The sequence below is a fragment of the Aromatoleum tolulyticum genome, assembly GCF_900156155.1.
GTDB lineage: Bacteria > Pseudomonadota > Gammaproteobacteria > Burkholderiales > Rhodocyclaceae > Aromatoleum > Aromatoleum tolulyticum.
This window is the reverse complement of sequence record NZ_FTMD01000001.1, coordinates 487,841-501,644: the sequence shown is the minus strand read 5'-3', so window position 1 is coordinate 501,644 and position 13,804 is coordinate 487,841. Positions and strand designations below refer to the sequence as shown.

At 68.9% G+C, this 13,804-nt stretch carries 10 protein-coding genes; 5 read left to right on the top strand and 5 right to left on the bottom strand.

From position 1 onward, the window contains the following. Positions 1-65: 65 nt before the first annotated feature. The 3 genes from BW991_RS02295 (at position 66) to BW991_RS02285 (ending at position 5,355) form a co-directional block, all read left to right on the top strand. Positions 66-1,865: an NAD(P)H-dependent oxidoreductase subunit E gene (locus BW991_RS02295; RefSeq protein ID WP_076600465.1), complete on the top strand. Its 1,800-nt coding sequence runs from the start codon at positions 66-68 to the stop codon at positions 1,863-1,865. Continuing rightward, positions 1,862-4,702, top strand: coding sequence for a formate dehydrogenase subunit alpha (gene fdhF / locus BW991_RS02290; protein WP_076600464.1), 2,841 nt, complete (start codon positions 1,862-1,864; stop codon positions 4,700-4,702). Before BW991_RS02295 ends, fdhF begins: the two co-directional genes overlap by 4 nt. Positions 4,703-4,875: 173 nt before the next feature. Beyond that, complete coding sequence (locus tag BW991_RS02285; protein ID WP_076600463.1) at positions 4,876-5,355, top strand: ProQ/FINO family protein; 480 nt, start codon at positions 4,876-4,878, stop codon at positions 5,353-5,355. Positions 5,356-5,399: 44 nt separating this feature from the next. Here BW991_RS02285 and BW991_RS02280 read toward each other — a convergent pair whose 3' ends face one another. The 5 genes from BW991_RS02280 to BW991_RS02260 all read right to left on the bottom strand — a co-directional run bounded on the left by BW991_RS02280 (position 5,400) and on the right by BW991_RS02260 (position 11,125). Beyond that, a complete protein-coding gene (locus BW991_RS02280) occupies positions 5,400-7,154 on the bottom strand; it encodes an O-linked N-acetylglucosamine transferase, SPINDLY family protein (protein ID WP_076600462.1) in 1,755 nt (584 codons plus the stop codon). Positions 7,155-7,369: 215 nt separating this feature from the next. Next, entirely contained in the window at positions 7,370-8,101 is a 732-nt protein-coding gene (locus BW991_RS02275) for a hypothetical protein (RefSeq protein WP_076600461.1), read from the bottom strand. Positions 8,102-8,202: 101 nt separating this feature from the next. Beyond that, positions 8,203-9,024, bottom strand: coding sequence for an FTR1 family iron permease (locus tag BW991_RS02270; RefSeq protein WP_076600460.1), 822 nt, complete (start codon positions 9,022-9,024; stop codon positions 8,203-8,205). 4 nt (positions 9,025-9,028) lie between these two features. Then, positions 9,029-9,349: a cupredoxin domain-containing protein gene (locus tag BW991_RS02265; RefSeq protein ID WP_076600459.1), complete on the bottom strand. Its 321-nt coding sequence runs from the start codon at positions 9,347-9,349 to the stop codon at positions 9,029-9,031. Positions 9,350-9,484: 135 nt separating this feature from the next. Beyond that, complete coding sequence (locus BW991_RS02260) at positions 9,485-11,125, bottom strand: ATP-binding domain-containing protein (protein ID WP_076600458.1); 1,641 nt, start codon at positions 11,123-11,125, stop codon at positions 9,485-9,487. 267 nt (positions 11,126-11,392) lie between these two features. Between BW991_RS02260 and BW991_RS02255 the strand changes: the two genes are divergently transcribed. Both BW991_RS02255 and BW991_RS02250 read left to right on the top strand, forming a co-directional pair. Further along, on the top strand, positions 11,393-13,000 hold the full coding sequence (locus BW991_RS02255; protein WP_076600457.1) for a methyl-accepting chemotaxis protein: 1,608 nt from the start codon (positions 11,393-11,395) through the stop codon (positions 12,998-13,000). Between the two features lie 286 nt (positions 13,001-13,286). After that, positions 13,287-13,655, top strand: a complete 369-nt coding sequence (locus BW991_RS02250) for a hypothetical protein (RefSeq protein ID WP_244551575.1) — start codon at positions 13,287-13,289, stop codon at positions 13,653-13,655. The last annotated feature ends 149 nt before the right edge of the window (positions 13,656-13,804 follow it).

Genomic DNA, 13,804 nt, shown 5'->3' with positions numbered 1-13,804 from the left:
GGCCGGGGCAGGGCTCGGCCCGAACGGCATCAGGTGTCCGTTCAACAACAGAGACGGCGAACAGCATGGCGAACATCGCGGAACAGCAAGGCAGAGCCGGCGGACTGGCAGGGCAGGGCGGTGATCCCGACGCCGTGCGTGAGGTTTCAGGAGGAGGTCGTGGTGGAAAAGTCGGAAAGGGTGGCGGGGAGCGCGGGCGCAAGCGCGAACCGCTGCCCGAATCCGCGCACGCCGCCGCCGCCGCGGCGCTCGTGCCCGACCGTGACGCCGGCATCGTCCCGCGCGCCGACCGCCTGATCGAGTACCTGCACCGGCTGCAGGATACCCACGGCGCGCTTTTCGCCGACCACCTCGCCGCGCTCGCCGAAGCGCTGAAGCTCGCGCGCGCCGAGGTGTATGAGGTCGCCACCTTCTACCATCACTTCGATTTCGTCCCGGCCGGCGGCGAAGCGCCGCCGGCGCTCACGGTGCGCGTGTGCGATTCGCTCGGCTGTGCGATGGCGGGCGGCGCGGAACTCGCCGCGACGCTCGCGAGCAGGCTCGGTGCCGAGGTGCGCGTGCAGCGCGTGCCCTGTGTCGGCCGCTGCGACAGCGCCCCGGTCGCGGTCGTCGGCCAGCGGCCGGTGCTGCAGGCGGATGCCGACAAGGTCGCCGCGACCGTCGCGAGCGGCGAGCGCGACGAGGCTGCACCGGATGCAATCCGCTTCGACGCCTATCGCGCGGCCGGCGGCTACCAGCTGTGGGAGGCGGTGCGCAGCGGTGCACGGGATCCCGAGTCGATCATCATCGCGCTCGACGGCGCCGGCCTGCGCGGCCTCGGCGGCGCCGGCTTCCCCGCCGCGCGCAAGTGGCGCAGTGTCGCGGCCCAGCCCGCGCCGCGCAACATGGCGGTGAACATCGACGAAGGCGAACCCGGCACCTTCAAGGACCGCCACTACCTCGCCACCGACCCGCACCGCTTCATCGAAGGCATGCTGATCGCCGCGCGCGTCGTCGGCATCGCCGGCATCTGGATCTACATCCGCGACGAGTACCCGGCGCTGCGGCGCCTGCTCGCCGAGGAACTCGACCGCGTGCGCGCCGAGTGGCCGGACCTGCCGCCGATCGAACTGCGCCGCGGCGCCGGCGCCTACGTGTGCGGCGAGGAATCGGCGATGATCGAATCGATCGAAGGCAAGCGCGGCATGCCGCGGCTGCGCCCGCCCTATGTCGCGGAGGTCGGCCTGTTCGGTCGGCCGACGCTCGAGCACAACCTCGAGACGCTGTGGTGGGTGCGCGACATTGTCGAGAAGGGCGGCGACTGGTTCGCGGGCTTCGGGCGCAACGGCCGCAAGGGCCTGCGCAGCTTTTCGGTCAGCGGCCGCGTCGCGAAGCCCGGCGTCGTCGTCACCGATGCCGGCATCACGCTGCGCGAGCTCATAGCCGAGCACTGCGGCGGCATGCTCCCCGGTCACGAACTCTACGGCTATTTTCCCGGCGGCGCCTCGGGCGGCATCCTGCCCGCGCGCCTCGCCGACGTGCCGCTCGACTTCGACACGCTGGCGCCCTATGGCTGCTTTATCGGTTCGGCGGCGATCGTCGTGTTCTCGCAGTACGACAAGGCGCGGCTGCTGGCGGAGAACGCGATGGAGTTCTTCGCCCACGAATCCTGCGGCCAATGCACGCCCTGTCGCGTCGGCAGCGCGAAGGCCGCCGAACTGATGAAGGCCCCCGAATGGGACGCAGGGCTGCTCACCGAACTCGGCAGGACGATGATGGACGCCTCGATCTGCGGCCTCGGCCAGGCCGCGCCGAACCCGATGCAATCGGTGCTGCGCTTCTTCCCGCAGGAAGTGGGCGGCAAGAAGGAGGAGGGCGCAGCATGAACGCCACCGACATGATCCGCTTCGAACTCGACGGCCGCGAAATCGATGCCGTCCCCGGCGAATCGATCCTGCAGGCCGCGCGCCGCGCCGGCACCGACATCCCGCACCTGTGCTACACGGACGGCCTGCGTGCCGACGGCAACTGCCGCGCCTGCGTCGTCGAGATCGACGGCGAGCGGGTGCTCGCGCCCTCGTGCTGCCGCGCGCCCAAGCCCGGCATGAAGGTGAAGGCCGAGAGCGAACGCGCCCGCGCGTCGCAGCGCATGGTGCTGGAACTGCTGCGTGCCGACGTGCCGGCCGACGCCGAAAAAGCCGATTCCGAACTCGCGCACTGGTGCGAGGAACTGGGTGTAAAGGAATCCCGCTTCGCCCCACGCGAAAATCCCACGCCCGATCGCAGCCACCCCGGCATCGCCGTGAACCTCGCAGCCTGCATCCAATGCACGCGCTGCCTGCGCGCCTGCCGCGAGGAACAGGTCAACGACGTCATCGGTCTCGCGCGCCGCGGTGCCGACACGGCGATCGTGTTCGACTTCAACGACCCGATGGGCACCTCCTCGTGTGTCGGCTGCGGCGAATGCGTGCAGGCCTGCCCGACCGGCGCGCTGCTGCCGGCCGCGCTCGTCGATGCCCCCGGAGCACCGGTAGCGATGCCGGCGCTCGTCCGCGGCGCCTTTGCGGAAGAAGAAGCCGAAGTGCCTCTCGTAGCCGCCACGCCGATCGCCGCCCCCGAAACCCGCGCGATCGACTCGCTGTGTCCTTACTGCGGCGTCGGCTGTCAGACGACCTACCACGTCGCCGGCGACGGCCCTGAGACGAAGATCGTCCACGTCGTCGGCCGCGACGGCCCGGCGAACGCCGGCCGCCTGTGCGTGAAGGGCCGCTACGGCTTCGGCTACCCGCGCCACGCCCACCGCCTGACCAAACCCCTGATCCGCAAGCCCGGCATCGCGAAATCCGTCGACCTCGACCCCGCCAACCCGCTCGCCGCCTTCCGCGAAGCGAACTGGGAAGAAGCGCTCGACGCCGCCGCGGCCGGCCTCGCCCGCATCAAGGCGCAGCATGGCCCGCACGCGCTCGCCGGCTTCGGCTCCGCGAAAGGCAGCAACGAGGAGGCCTACCTCTTCCAGAAACTCGTCCGCACCGGCTTCGGCACGCACAACGTCGACCACTGCACGCGCCTGTGCCACGCGTCCTCGGTCGCGGCATTGTTGGAGGGCATCGGCTCGGGTGCGGTGTCGAACCCGGTGCGCGACGTCGAATTCGCCGATGTGATCGTCGTGATCGGCGCGAACCCGGCCGCGAACCACCCGGTCGCCGCGTCCTTCATCAAGAACGCCGTCGAGCGTGGCGCGAAGCTGATCCTGATGGATCCGCGCGAAACTCCGCTCGCGCGCCACGCCCACCGCTACCTGCAGTTCCGCCCCGACGCCGACGTCACGCTGCTCTTGTCGCTCGCCTGCGTGATCATCGAGGAAGGGCTCACCGACGACGCCTTCATCGCCGCGCGCACCGAAGGCTTCGACGCCTTCCGCGCCGCCGCGCTCGCTTTCCCGCCCGAACGCGTCGAGGCGATCACCGGCATCCCCGCGGAAACCGCGCGCGAAGTCGCGCGCCTGTATGCGCAAGGCCCCAACAGCATGATCTTCTGGGGCATGGGCATCTCGCAGCACATCCACGGCACCGACAACTCGCGCTGCCTGATCGCGCTCGCGCTGATGACCGGCCAGATCGGCCGCCGCGGCACCGGCCTGCACCCGCTGCGCGGCCAGAACAACGTGCAGGGGGCGTCGGATGCGGGCCTCATCCCGATGATGTTCCCCGACTACCAGCGCGTCAGCGATCCGGCCGTGCGCGCGAAGTTCGAAACGCTGTGGAACACGCCGCTCACCGACAAGCCCGGCCTCACCGTCGTCGAAATCATGGACGCCGCGCTCGCCGGCGAGATCCGCGGCATGTACATCGAAGGCGAAAACCCGGCGATGTCCGACCCCGACCTCGCGCACGCGCGCGCCGCGCTCGGCGGCCTCGAGCACCTCGTCGTGCAGGACCTCTTCCTCACCGAGACCGCGATGCTCGCCGACGTGATCCTGCCCGCCTCCAGCCTGATGGAGAAGACCGGCAGCTTCACCAACACCGACCGCCTCGTGCAGCTCTCGCAACCCGTGCTGCCGTTGCCCGGCGACGCGCGCCCCGACTGGTGGATCATCCAGCAGATCGCGCAGCGCCTCGGCCTCGCGTGGAACTACGCCGGCCCGGCCGAGGTCTTCGAGGAACTTCGCCAGGCGCTCCCTGCTTACGCCGGCATCACCTGGGCGCAGCTCGAAGCGGAAACTGCTGTCGTCGCGCCTAAATTCACCGAGGACGGTCCCTCCTACCCCGTGCTGTTCGAGCAGGACTTCCCCACCGCAACGGGGCGCGCCCGCTTCGTCGCCGTCGCGCCGCTCCCCGCCGCCGAACTCCCCGACGAGGCCTATCCCTTCGTCCTCACGACCGGCCGCGTGCTGGAGCACTGGCACACCGGCTCGATGACCCGCCGCGCCAACGTCCTCGACGCGCTCGAACCGCAGCCGTGGTGCACCGTGCATCCGGACGACCTCGCCGCGCTCGGCATTGAATCCGGCGCGACGATTACCCTCGCAACCCGCCGCGGCGCAATCACGCTCGCCGCGCGCGCCGACCGCGGCATGCAGAAAGGCTCGATCTTCATGCCCTTCTGCTACGTCGAGGCTGCCGCGAATCTGCTCACCCAGCCCGCACTGGATCCGTTCGGCAAGATTCCCGAGTTCAAGTACTGCGCAGCGAGAATCCGAACAGAAGAAACCGTCGAGACCTGACCAGGCTCACCCGTCAGGGCGGGCGCACGTGGCGCGCCGGACGAATGCGCCGGCACAAGCGCCGCGTGCGCCCGCCCTGACGCCCCGAACGCACGGCGCCACCATTACGGCCCCCCAAGCCGTTTTCATGCGATCATGCCGTTTTTCGTCCGCAGTCCCAGCTCCCTCCCGCAATGACTACCGAAACGACTCCCGAAGCCGTGGCCGAACAGCCCGCCGCTCCGGCCGCCGAAGCCAAGACCGCCGGCATCGATGCCCGCGGCCTGCTGCAGAAGCTTCAGGAAATCTCCCCGACCTTCAGCGAAGTGAAGCCGCTCGCGCTACGCATCGACAAGGCCATCGCCGAGCGCTTCCCCGAGATCGACCGCAAGGTCGTCCGCAGCGCGATGCGCATGCACACCGCGACGACGCGCTACCTCAAGGCTGTCGAGAAGGCCACCGCGCGCTTCGACCTCGACGGCAAGGAAAGCGGCGAAGTCACGGAAGAGCAGCGCCAGCACGCCGCGCAGACGCTCAAGGAGCGCTTCGCCGAAGTCGCCAAGCGCAAGAAGGTCGCGGCCGAAGCCGAGCGCGAGCGCCTGCGCGCCGAAGAAACCGAGCGCCGCAAGACCGAGAAGCTTGCCCAGCTCGTGGGCAAGTTCTCCCGGCGCTGAAACTCCGGGCGCCACGAGGCGCCCGACCTGCGCGCTCCGTGCCCTTACGGCGCGGGTTGCAGCGCGGCCTGATGCATCGCCGCGAAAGCCGCTTCCAGCGCGCGGGCGAGTCCGGCGCCGTCCGCCAGGCTCGACCGGCCCAGCCGCTCGCGCAGCGACGCGCGCAGTTCCCCCAGCCCGATCAGGTCGCCGGCGAGTGCCACCGCCCTGGCGACGAACTCGTCCGGCGTGGCGGCGACGAAGTCTGTCAGGCCGAGTTCGCCCATGATCGTCGCCCCCATCCGCGACGCGCGCCGATCGCCCGCGAGCGTCAGGACCGGGACGCCCATCCACAGGCTGTCGAGCGTCGTCATGTGGCCGTTCCACGGGAAGGTGTCGAGGCAGACGTCGGTGCGATTGAACAGCTCCAGATGTTCCGGCAGCGACGTGAAGCCCGCCATCTCGATGCGTTCGGGCGCGACGCCCCGCTCGCGGAACGCTTCGGCTACGCGCAGGCGCGAACCGGGATCGGATAAAGCCCGCGCCTGCATCAGCAGGCGCGCATCGGGCAGGGCGCGCATCGCCGCCGCCCACAAGTCGATCACCGCCGGGCTGATCTTGGCCAGCGCATTGAACGAGCCGAAAGTCAGGGTGCCCGACGTCGCGGCGGCGAGCGCTCCCACCGCGGGAAATTCCTCGTCCGGCCGGAAGGCGAAGCACGGCCGCGGCAACCACCACAGCTTTTCCGCATAGAAGGCCTGGTCGGAATCCGACGGATCCAGCGCGCGGTCGGTGATCACGTAGTCGACGCTCTTCAGCCCCGTCGTCGCCGGATAACCGAGGTAACTCACCTGCACCGGCGCGAGCCGGCGTCCGAGCATGGCGAGCCGGTTGCCGGCCCCGTGGCCCGCCAGTTCCACGAGCACGTCGAGACGCTCGGTCGCGAGGACCGACGCGAGATCGTCGTTGCCCAGGGCGCCGACGTCGCGCCAGCTGTCGACGTGGGTGCGCAGGCGGGCGGTCATCTCATCCGGGCTGCGGTTGTCCGAATAGACGCAGATCTCGAACGCCTCGCGGTCGTGCGCGGCCAGCACCGGTTCCATCAGGTAGCCCACCGGATGCCGGCCCAGGTCCGGCGAGAGGTAGCCGATCCGCAGACGCCCCGTGCGCGATTGCGCCGGGCGTGGCTGGGCCGGCGGGAAGCGGCTGGCCCATTCGTCGTGCGCCCGGCGGATGTCCGCGGGCGAGGATGCCGTCGAATAGTTGAGGGCCATCAGCAGGTTGGAGCGGGCGACGGCGTTGCCCGGCGACAGCTCGGCGGCGCGGCGGAAATGCGGAATGGCCTCGTCGATGCGGCCCTGATCCTTCAGCGCGTTCGCCAGCATCACGTGCGCGGCGACCTGCTCGGGGCGCGCGGCGACGACCTTCTGCGCCAGGCCGATCGCCTCCTCCAGCGCCCCTTTCCGCACCAGCAGGTTGCCGAGGTTCGTCTGCGCCTCGGGCATGTCCGGGGCCACGCGCAGCGCCTTGCGGAAAACCTGTTCGGCGGCCGCGTCTTCCCCGCACAGGAGGTGGACGTTGCCGAGGTTGTTGAGGATGTAGGGCGAGTCGGGCGCGAGCCGCGCGGCGATCTCGAGATGCTGGCGCGCCTGCGGGTAAAGCCCCTGTTCGGCCAGTAGCGTGCCGAGGAAATAGCGCGCATCGAGGTGGCGCGGCTCCTTCTCGAGGATCTTCTCGTAGCAGCGTTGTGCCTGGGCGCGGTGTCCGGCGCTCGCAGCGGCCTGCGCCTGCTGGATCAACTTCTCGGCTTTCTTCGACATGGCGTCTCTTCGGGTGCGTGGCGGGCCTCGGAACGGCGCGAATTCTATCAGCTCGCGTCCGCGGCGCCCGCCGCCCGCCAAGGACAAGTGCATCGGCGGGGCGCCCTGTCCCGTCCGTGCGGAGCAGCGTCCCCGGCGGCCACTGCCGAGTCAGAAACAAGAAGGCCCTGCCGGACTGACCGGCAGGGCCTCTTGCCTGATGCGCGACGCGGGGATCAGAACTCGTATTCGAGCTTCATGCGCAGCGTGTGCTCGGGGGTGTCCTTCGTCATGCCGAAGAGGAAGCCCACGTCGTACTTGAGCGCCTGGTGGCCGCCCATCGGCAGCTTGCCGAAGATCGCCGGACCGGCCATGTGCTCCTGCTCGTCCGACTTCGCCCAGTCGTTCCACTTGCCCACTTCACCCATGCCCTGCAGGCCGTATTCGAAGGTCGGCATCAGGCGGTACTTCAGCTGCCACTGGTAGCCCAGCTCGGTCTCGCTCTTTTCCTCGGCATCGTAGTGACGCTCGGCGAGCACATTGAAGTTCGCCTGCACCTTGCCGAAATCCTTCTGCGTCAGCAGGCCCAGCTTCAGCTCCCAGCCCTCGGCGTGCTCGCGCGGACGCTCGATCTCGACCAGCACGCCGAGGTCGATCGGGTACTTGCCCGTCTCGAGGAGCTGGAACTTGTTCTCCCATTCGAAGGCCTCGTACTTGAAGCGCTCGCCGCGCTCGCGCTCGTACTCCACGTTCAGTTCGGTGAACCACCACGGCGTCACGCCCATGCCGTAGCCGATCATCATTGCGGTTTCGTCTTCCTTGCTGTGATCGCGATGCGAGCCGGCCTTGAACTCGATCTCGTGTTCGCCGTACTCGACAGTCGGCGTGTAGATGTAGGCGGCCGGGCCGGCGTGGGCGATACCCGCGCCGAAACCGGCGAGCGCGAGGGCGATGAGCTGCTTCTTCATGATGGTCCTTTCGATGTCGTGCGTAGAAAACCGGATGCGAGGCATGCGCGAGCCCGGCCGACACCTTGCGGGCCGGGCTCGCGCGACGGAAAAGGGGAAGGTCAGGCCGGTGCGCTGCGGCGGGACGGCGCGCGCGCGAGGTACATGCCCAGCGCAATCGCGAGGATGGTGCCGAGGTAGAACAGCGCCTGCATTGCGCTCGGGCGCGGGTCGTAGCCTGCGAGCACGTGCAGCAGCGTGCCGGCGGGCGAATTCGCCGACAGCCACGCCGAGGTGTCCCACAGCGGGTTGGCGAGCGGCGGCAGGATGTCGCCCTGGATCAGGAAGCGCGCCATCTGGCCGGCCATGCCGGCGGCCAGCAGCAGCACCAGCGCCGCGGTCACGCTGAAGAACCAGCGCACCGGGATGCGCAACAGCCCGGCGAACATGCCGTAGCCGACTGCGGCACCTCCGGCCAGCCCGAGCGCGCCGCCGATGAGCACCTGGCCGGTGGATTCGCCTTCGGACGCGAGGCTGAACAGGAACAGCACGGTCTCCGAGCCTTCGCGCAGCACGGCCATCGCAACCAGCACCATGACTGCCGACAGTTCGCGCCGCCCGTCCGCCACGTCGCGCACGAGCGCGCGCGCGCCGTCGACCATCTCGCGTGCGTGGCGCGCCATCCAGATGTTGTGCCACGCGAGCATCGTCACCGCGAGGCCGAGGATCGCGGCGTTGAGCATCTCCTGCCCCATGCCGTCGGCCATCTCGGCGATCTTCCCGGCCAGCGCCGCGACCATCAGCGCGCCCGCGACGCCGGCGCCGACGCCGCTCCACAGCCAGCGGTTGCGATCGGGCAGGGTGCGCGCGGCCGCGGCGATGATGCCGATCAGCAGCGCCGCCTCCAGGGATTCGCGGAAGACGATGATCGCGGAGCCGAACATGGGCTTACTCTGCGATGACCACGCCGCGCGCGGTGGCCTCGTTGAATTCGCCGAAGAACGGATACTTGCCGGGTTGCAGCGGCCCGATGAAGACCGCCGATTTCGCGCCGCCGGGGATCACCTTCTCGCGATTCAGCTCGTGGCTCTCGAATTCCTCCGGCGTGCTGTCCTGATTGTGGATTACCAGCTTCACCTTCTGGCCTGCGGGCACATGGACCTCGGCCGGTTCGAAACGGTGGTTCTTGATCGCAAGCGGAATTTCCGCGGGATCGGCCGCGAGGGCGGCGAACGGCAGGCACAACAGGGTGAAGGTCAGGCGTTTCATGGGAGGCTCCAATGATCTGCCTGAGATGATAATGATTCTTATTAGTGAGACGGTGGACGGAAGATTAAACGTTCTTAACCAGGACGCGCCGTGCGGGGTCTGCCCGCCGGCCGACCCTTCGGAAGTGCCCCGGCTTCAGTCCTCCAGGCCGGTGACGAGGCGGGCCGCCGCGTGCTCCGACAGCACCATGATCAGCTTCATGCCCGCGCGCGTCGCGCCGACGAAGAGCTTGCGCACCGTCAGCGGGTCGAGCTCCTCGAAGTCGATCTCGGTGAAGATCACGCACGGCGCGGCCTGGCCCTTGAAGCGGTACACGGAGTCGATGAGGAAGTCGCCGTCCGAATACACGGGATTGCCGAGCAGGTCGTAGCTGCCGGTGAAGGCCTTCAGGCGGTGCGCGCCGAGGCGGTCGAAGGGCGTGAACACCGAATGCTCGCGCCCGCGGAAGGTGATCGTCGCGATCATGTCGCGGCGGAAGCCCAGCCCGATGGCGCGCGTCATCGCGCGCTTGGTCGCGTCGATGAGCCCGGCGGAGTCGCTCCAGGTGAGGAACTCGACGTCGGAGCCGGTGAGCGGGCTGCCCGCCTCGAGCGCCTGCGGCAGCGGCAACATGCGGTTCAGCGCCGACAGGATGTCGCCCGGGCTGCGGTAATTGCGTTCGCTGGTGATGCGTACCCAGCCCGGCAGCTCGACCGGGGGACGGTCGTACAGGTTCTGCAGCGGATCCTCCAGCCACCACGCACGTCCGCCCGGCCGCAACAGGCGCAGCAGCGTGTCGAGCCATTCCGCGCGGAAATCCTGCCCCTCGTCGACGATCAGTTCGTCGAAGCGCCACGCCTCGCCCGGATCGAGCTCGCGGAAGCGCGTTTCCAGCTGCGCGAACGCGTCCGGCCGGCGGAAGTCCGGCACCTCGCCGTGGGCGCGCAGCACGCGGTCGCACAGCTGGTGGTAGGTCGCGATCTCGCCGCCGGGCGGCGCGATCAGCGCGATGTGGTCGGCGAGCGGGCGGTTGTAGCACACGTACAGCGGCCGCCGTCCGGCGGCGAGCGCGTCGCGGAACACCGCCATCGCCAGCTGCGTCTTGCCGCTGCCGGCGGTGCCCGTCACGCGCAGGCGGAAGGGCTCCATCTCGATGCGCCGCGCCCATTCCGCAAGCCCCCCGGCGAGCCGGGTGTACAGCGCCTCGGCCTGGCCGACGATCGCGTTCACCTCCGGCACCAGCTCCAGCTCGTCGGTGAGGAAGCGGTGGATGTTGTCGAGCACGACGCGGTCGCGCACGTCGTCGCGCAGCAGGCTCTCCACGATCGCGACGAGGTGCTGGCGGCGGCTGGCGTCGACGATGCGCGCCGGATCGATGCCGGCGCTGCCGGGCTGGCGCACCGCGTAGTCGGGGCAGTAGAGCAGCGCGTCGATGCGCGCCTTGTGGCCCTTCAGGAACACCCCGAGGCGCTCGCGCAGGTGGTCCGCGCTGCGCGCCATCTGCACGCTGACGTTCTTCCTCGCCTTCGCGTAGGTCTTGACCAACCCGTCCTGGGTTTCGTCGAGGAAGCCGGATTTCTGCTCGATCAGCAGCACACGCCCGGTCGGGCCGACGACGACGAAGTCGATCTCGCCGAACAGCGCATGGTCGCGATTCACCCGCGTCCAGTGGATGCCGTGATACACCGCGTGGTCGTCGGGCAGTCCTTCCGCGAGCGTCGCGAGCGTCTCCAGTTCGCGCGCCAGCGCCCCGCTTGCGGGGATGCGTTGCCAGCCTTCGGGGTGGATGCGTGCCATCGTCGAGGTCTCTGCTGGTCGAGGGGAAGCCGTGGTGGAGTGCCAATTATTGCATTGCCGGTGTACTGCGAGTGCGTGTTTGAATGACGAAGGAATAAATGATTCGCGTCGACCCGCCGGCGGGTCGGGCAGGACCAGGGCAAGCGCCGGAAGACAATGAATTTGAAGAAAAATAACCTTAATAAAGTTGTGGTTGCGACGTTAAGATCTGAACCCGGGCTGGTAGTCGACCCTCCCGGAATCGCATAAGAGTCAGGGAGCCGCATCATGAGTGTCAAACACCGCCTGTTGGTCATGGTCGCCATCGCCCTCATCATGCTTGCCACGGTGATGGGGATCGCGCTCTACCGCATGAGTCACCTCGCAAGTTTCCAGGACGACGGCTTTGCGCGCACGCAGACGCAGGCGCGCGCCGCGGAGGCCTCGTGGCTGGGAGCCCAGTTCTACCAGATCTTCGCCGACACGATCATCAACCGCGACATCGACGCGGCGAAGAAGGATTTCGCCGCCCTGCACGCCGAGGCGAACAGCGACCTGCAGCGGCTCGCCGAGGCCGCGGACTCGTCCGAGGAGAAGGCGGCGGTGGCGCAGGCACGCAAGGACGTCGAGGCGATCGTCGCGCTGTTCGAGAAGCGTCTGCTGCCGGCCTTGAACGCCGACAACGAGGTGGATCCTGCGATCCATGCGATCGACGACGAGGCCGACGCGACGGTGAGCCGCATCCGCGAGCAGTTGGCCAAGGTTGCGGAGTCGATGGGGCGCGAGGCGCTCGACGCCGATCGCCACTTTGATGAGGAGCGCAGCCGGACGCTGATCGAGATCGCCATCATCGCCGTGGTGGCGGCGATCGGGTTGGCCGTGTATGCGGGTTTCGTGCTGCGCTCCATTCTCAAGCCGCTGCAGATCGTGCAGGAAGCCGCCGAGCGCATCGCCGGGGGTGACCTGACGCACGCCTTCGAGGTGGACGGCCATGACGAGCTGGGCAAGGTGCTCGCGGCCTGTCGCACGATGCAGGGCAACCTGCGCGAGATCGCCGCGAACCTGCAGGAGCACGCCGAAGGGCTCGCGTCGATGAGCGAGCAGCTCGCGGCGACGACGACGCAGCTGTCGGGTTCGACCGAGCAGCAGTCGCAGGCAGCGTCGTCGATGGCGGCTTCGGTCGAGGAAATGTCGGTCAGCATCGCCCAGGTTTCCGACCATGCCAAGGACGTGCGCGCGGCGGCCACCGAGTCGGGGCGCAAGTCCTCCGAAGGGTACGAGATCGTCACGCGCATGGTCGAAAGCGGCCGCGTCACGGCCACCGCGGTCACCCATACGGCCGGGCAGATCCGCATGCTGGGCGGCTTCTCCGACCAGATCTCGTCGATCGTCGCGGTGATCCGCGACATCGCCGACCAGACCAACCTGCTGGCGCTCAATGCGGCGATCGAGGCGGCGCGCGCGGGCGAGCAGGGCCGCGGCTTCGCGGTCGTCGCCGACGAGGTGCGCAAGCTCGCCGAGCGCACCGGCAAGTCGACGCAGGAGATCACCGAGATGATCTCGCAGGTGCAGAACGTCACCCGCGACGCCGTCGCCAGCATGGAAAAGGTCGTGGCCCACATGGACGACGTCGATTCCCTGTCGCGCGAGGCGGGCGACGCGATCAGCGCGCTCACGGACCAGGCACGCCAGGTCGTCGCGGCCGTGGAGGACATCACGAGCGCGCTGCACGAGCAGTCGACCGCGAGCAACGAGATCGCACGGCGCGTCGAGCAGACCGCCCAGATGAGCGAGGAGAACAGCGCCGCGGTGAAGGAGACCGCGACCGCTGCGCACCAGCTCGAAGGCGTCGCGGCGCGGCTGCAGACCACCGCCGGCCGCTTCCGCCTCGCCTGAGTCCGGTGCCGCACGCGCTTCCCGCGTGCCGCACCCACCCCGCTCCCTGCTCACTTTCCGCCCCCGCGCCGCGGCCATCACGGTCCGCGCCGGGGGCGCCTCTTCGTCAGCCCCGCGACGACAGGCCTGCCCGCAGCGCGGCCGAAGGGGCCGGGGCGAACGGAAGTCTTCGCACGGCGGGTTAGTAAATGCAAACGCCATTCACCCGGCGTCGTCGCGGTATACAATGGCGGGCTGCAGCATCGCCCTCATGTCCGCATGCGGACCCACCAGCAGGAGTCTGTTCGTGAAGAAAGTTCTCGCCCTCGTCATCGCCGGAATGATCGGTTCCGTCGCCCCCGCAGCCTTCGCCGCGGATGCCGCCGTCAAGACCGTCGCCGCCGTGCATCAGGAAAAGGCCGAGCTGTCGGGCAAGGCGATCCAGGTCAGCGGCAAGGTCGTCAAGGTGAACAACGGCATCATGGGGCGCAACTTCGTCCATGTGCGCGACGGTTCGGGCGATCAGGCCACCAACAACCTCATCGTTACGAGCAAGGATACGGCCGTGGTCGGCGACGAGGTCGTCGTGACCGGCAACGTCAAGCTCGACCGCGATTTCGGGTCCGGTTACATGTACCCGCTGCTGGTCGAGGACGCGAGCATCGCGAAGAAGTAAGCGTCCGTTCCCAAGGGCCGGCGACGCAATGCGGCCGGCCTTGCCGTGCCGGCGTCCGTGCGTCGCACGGCACTTTTCCTCCGCTTCGCCGCACGATTGTCGCGAGCGCGACAACAACGCGCCAAACCGTCCGATCCCGAAAGCCGCGC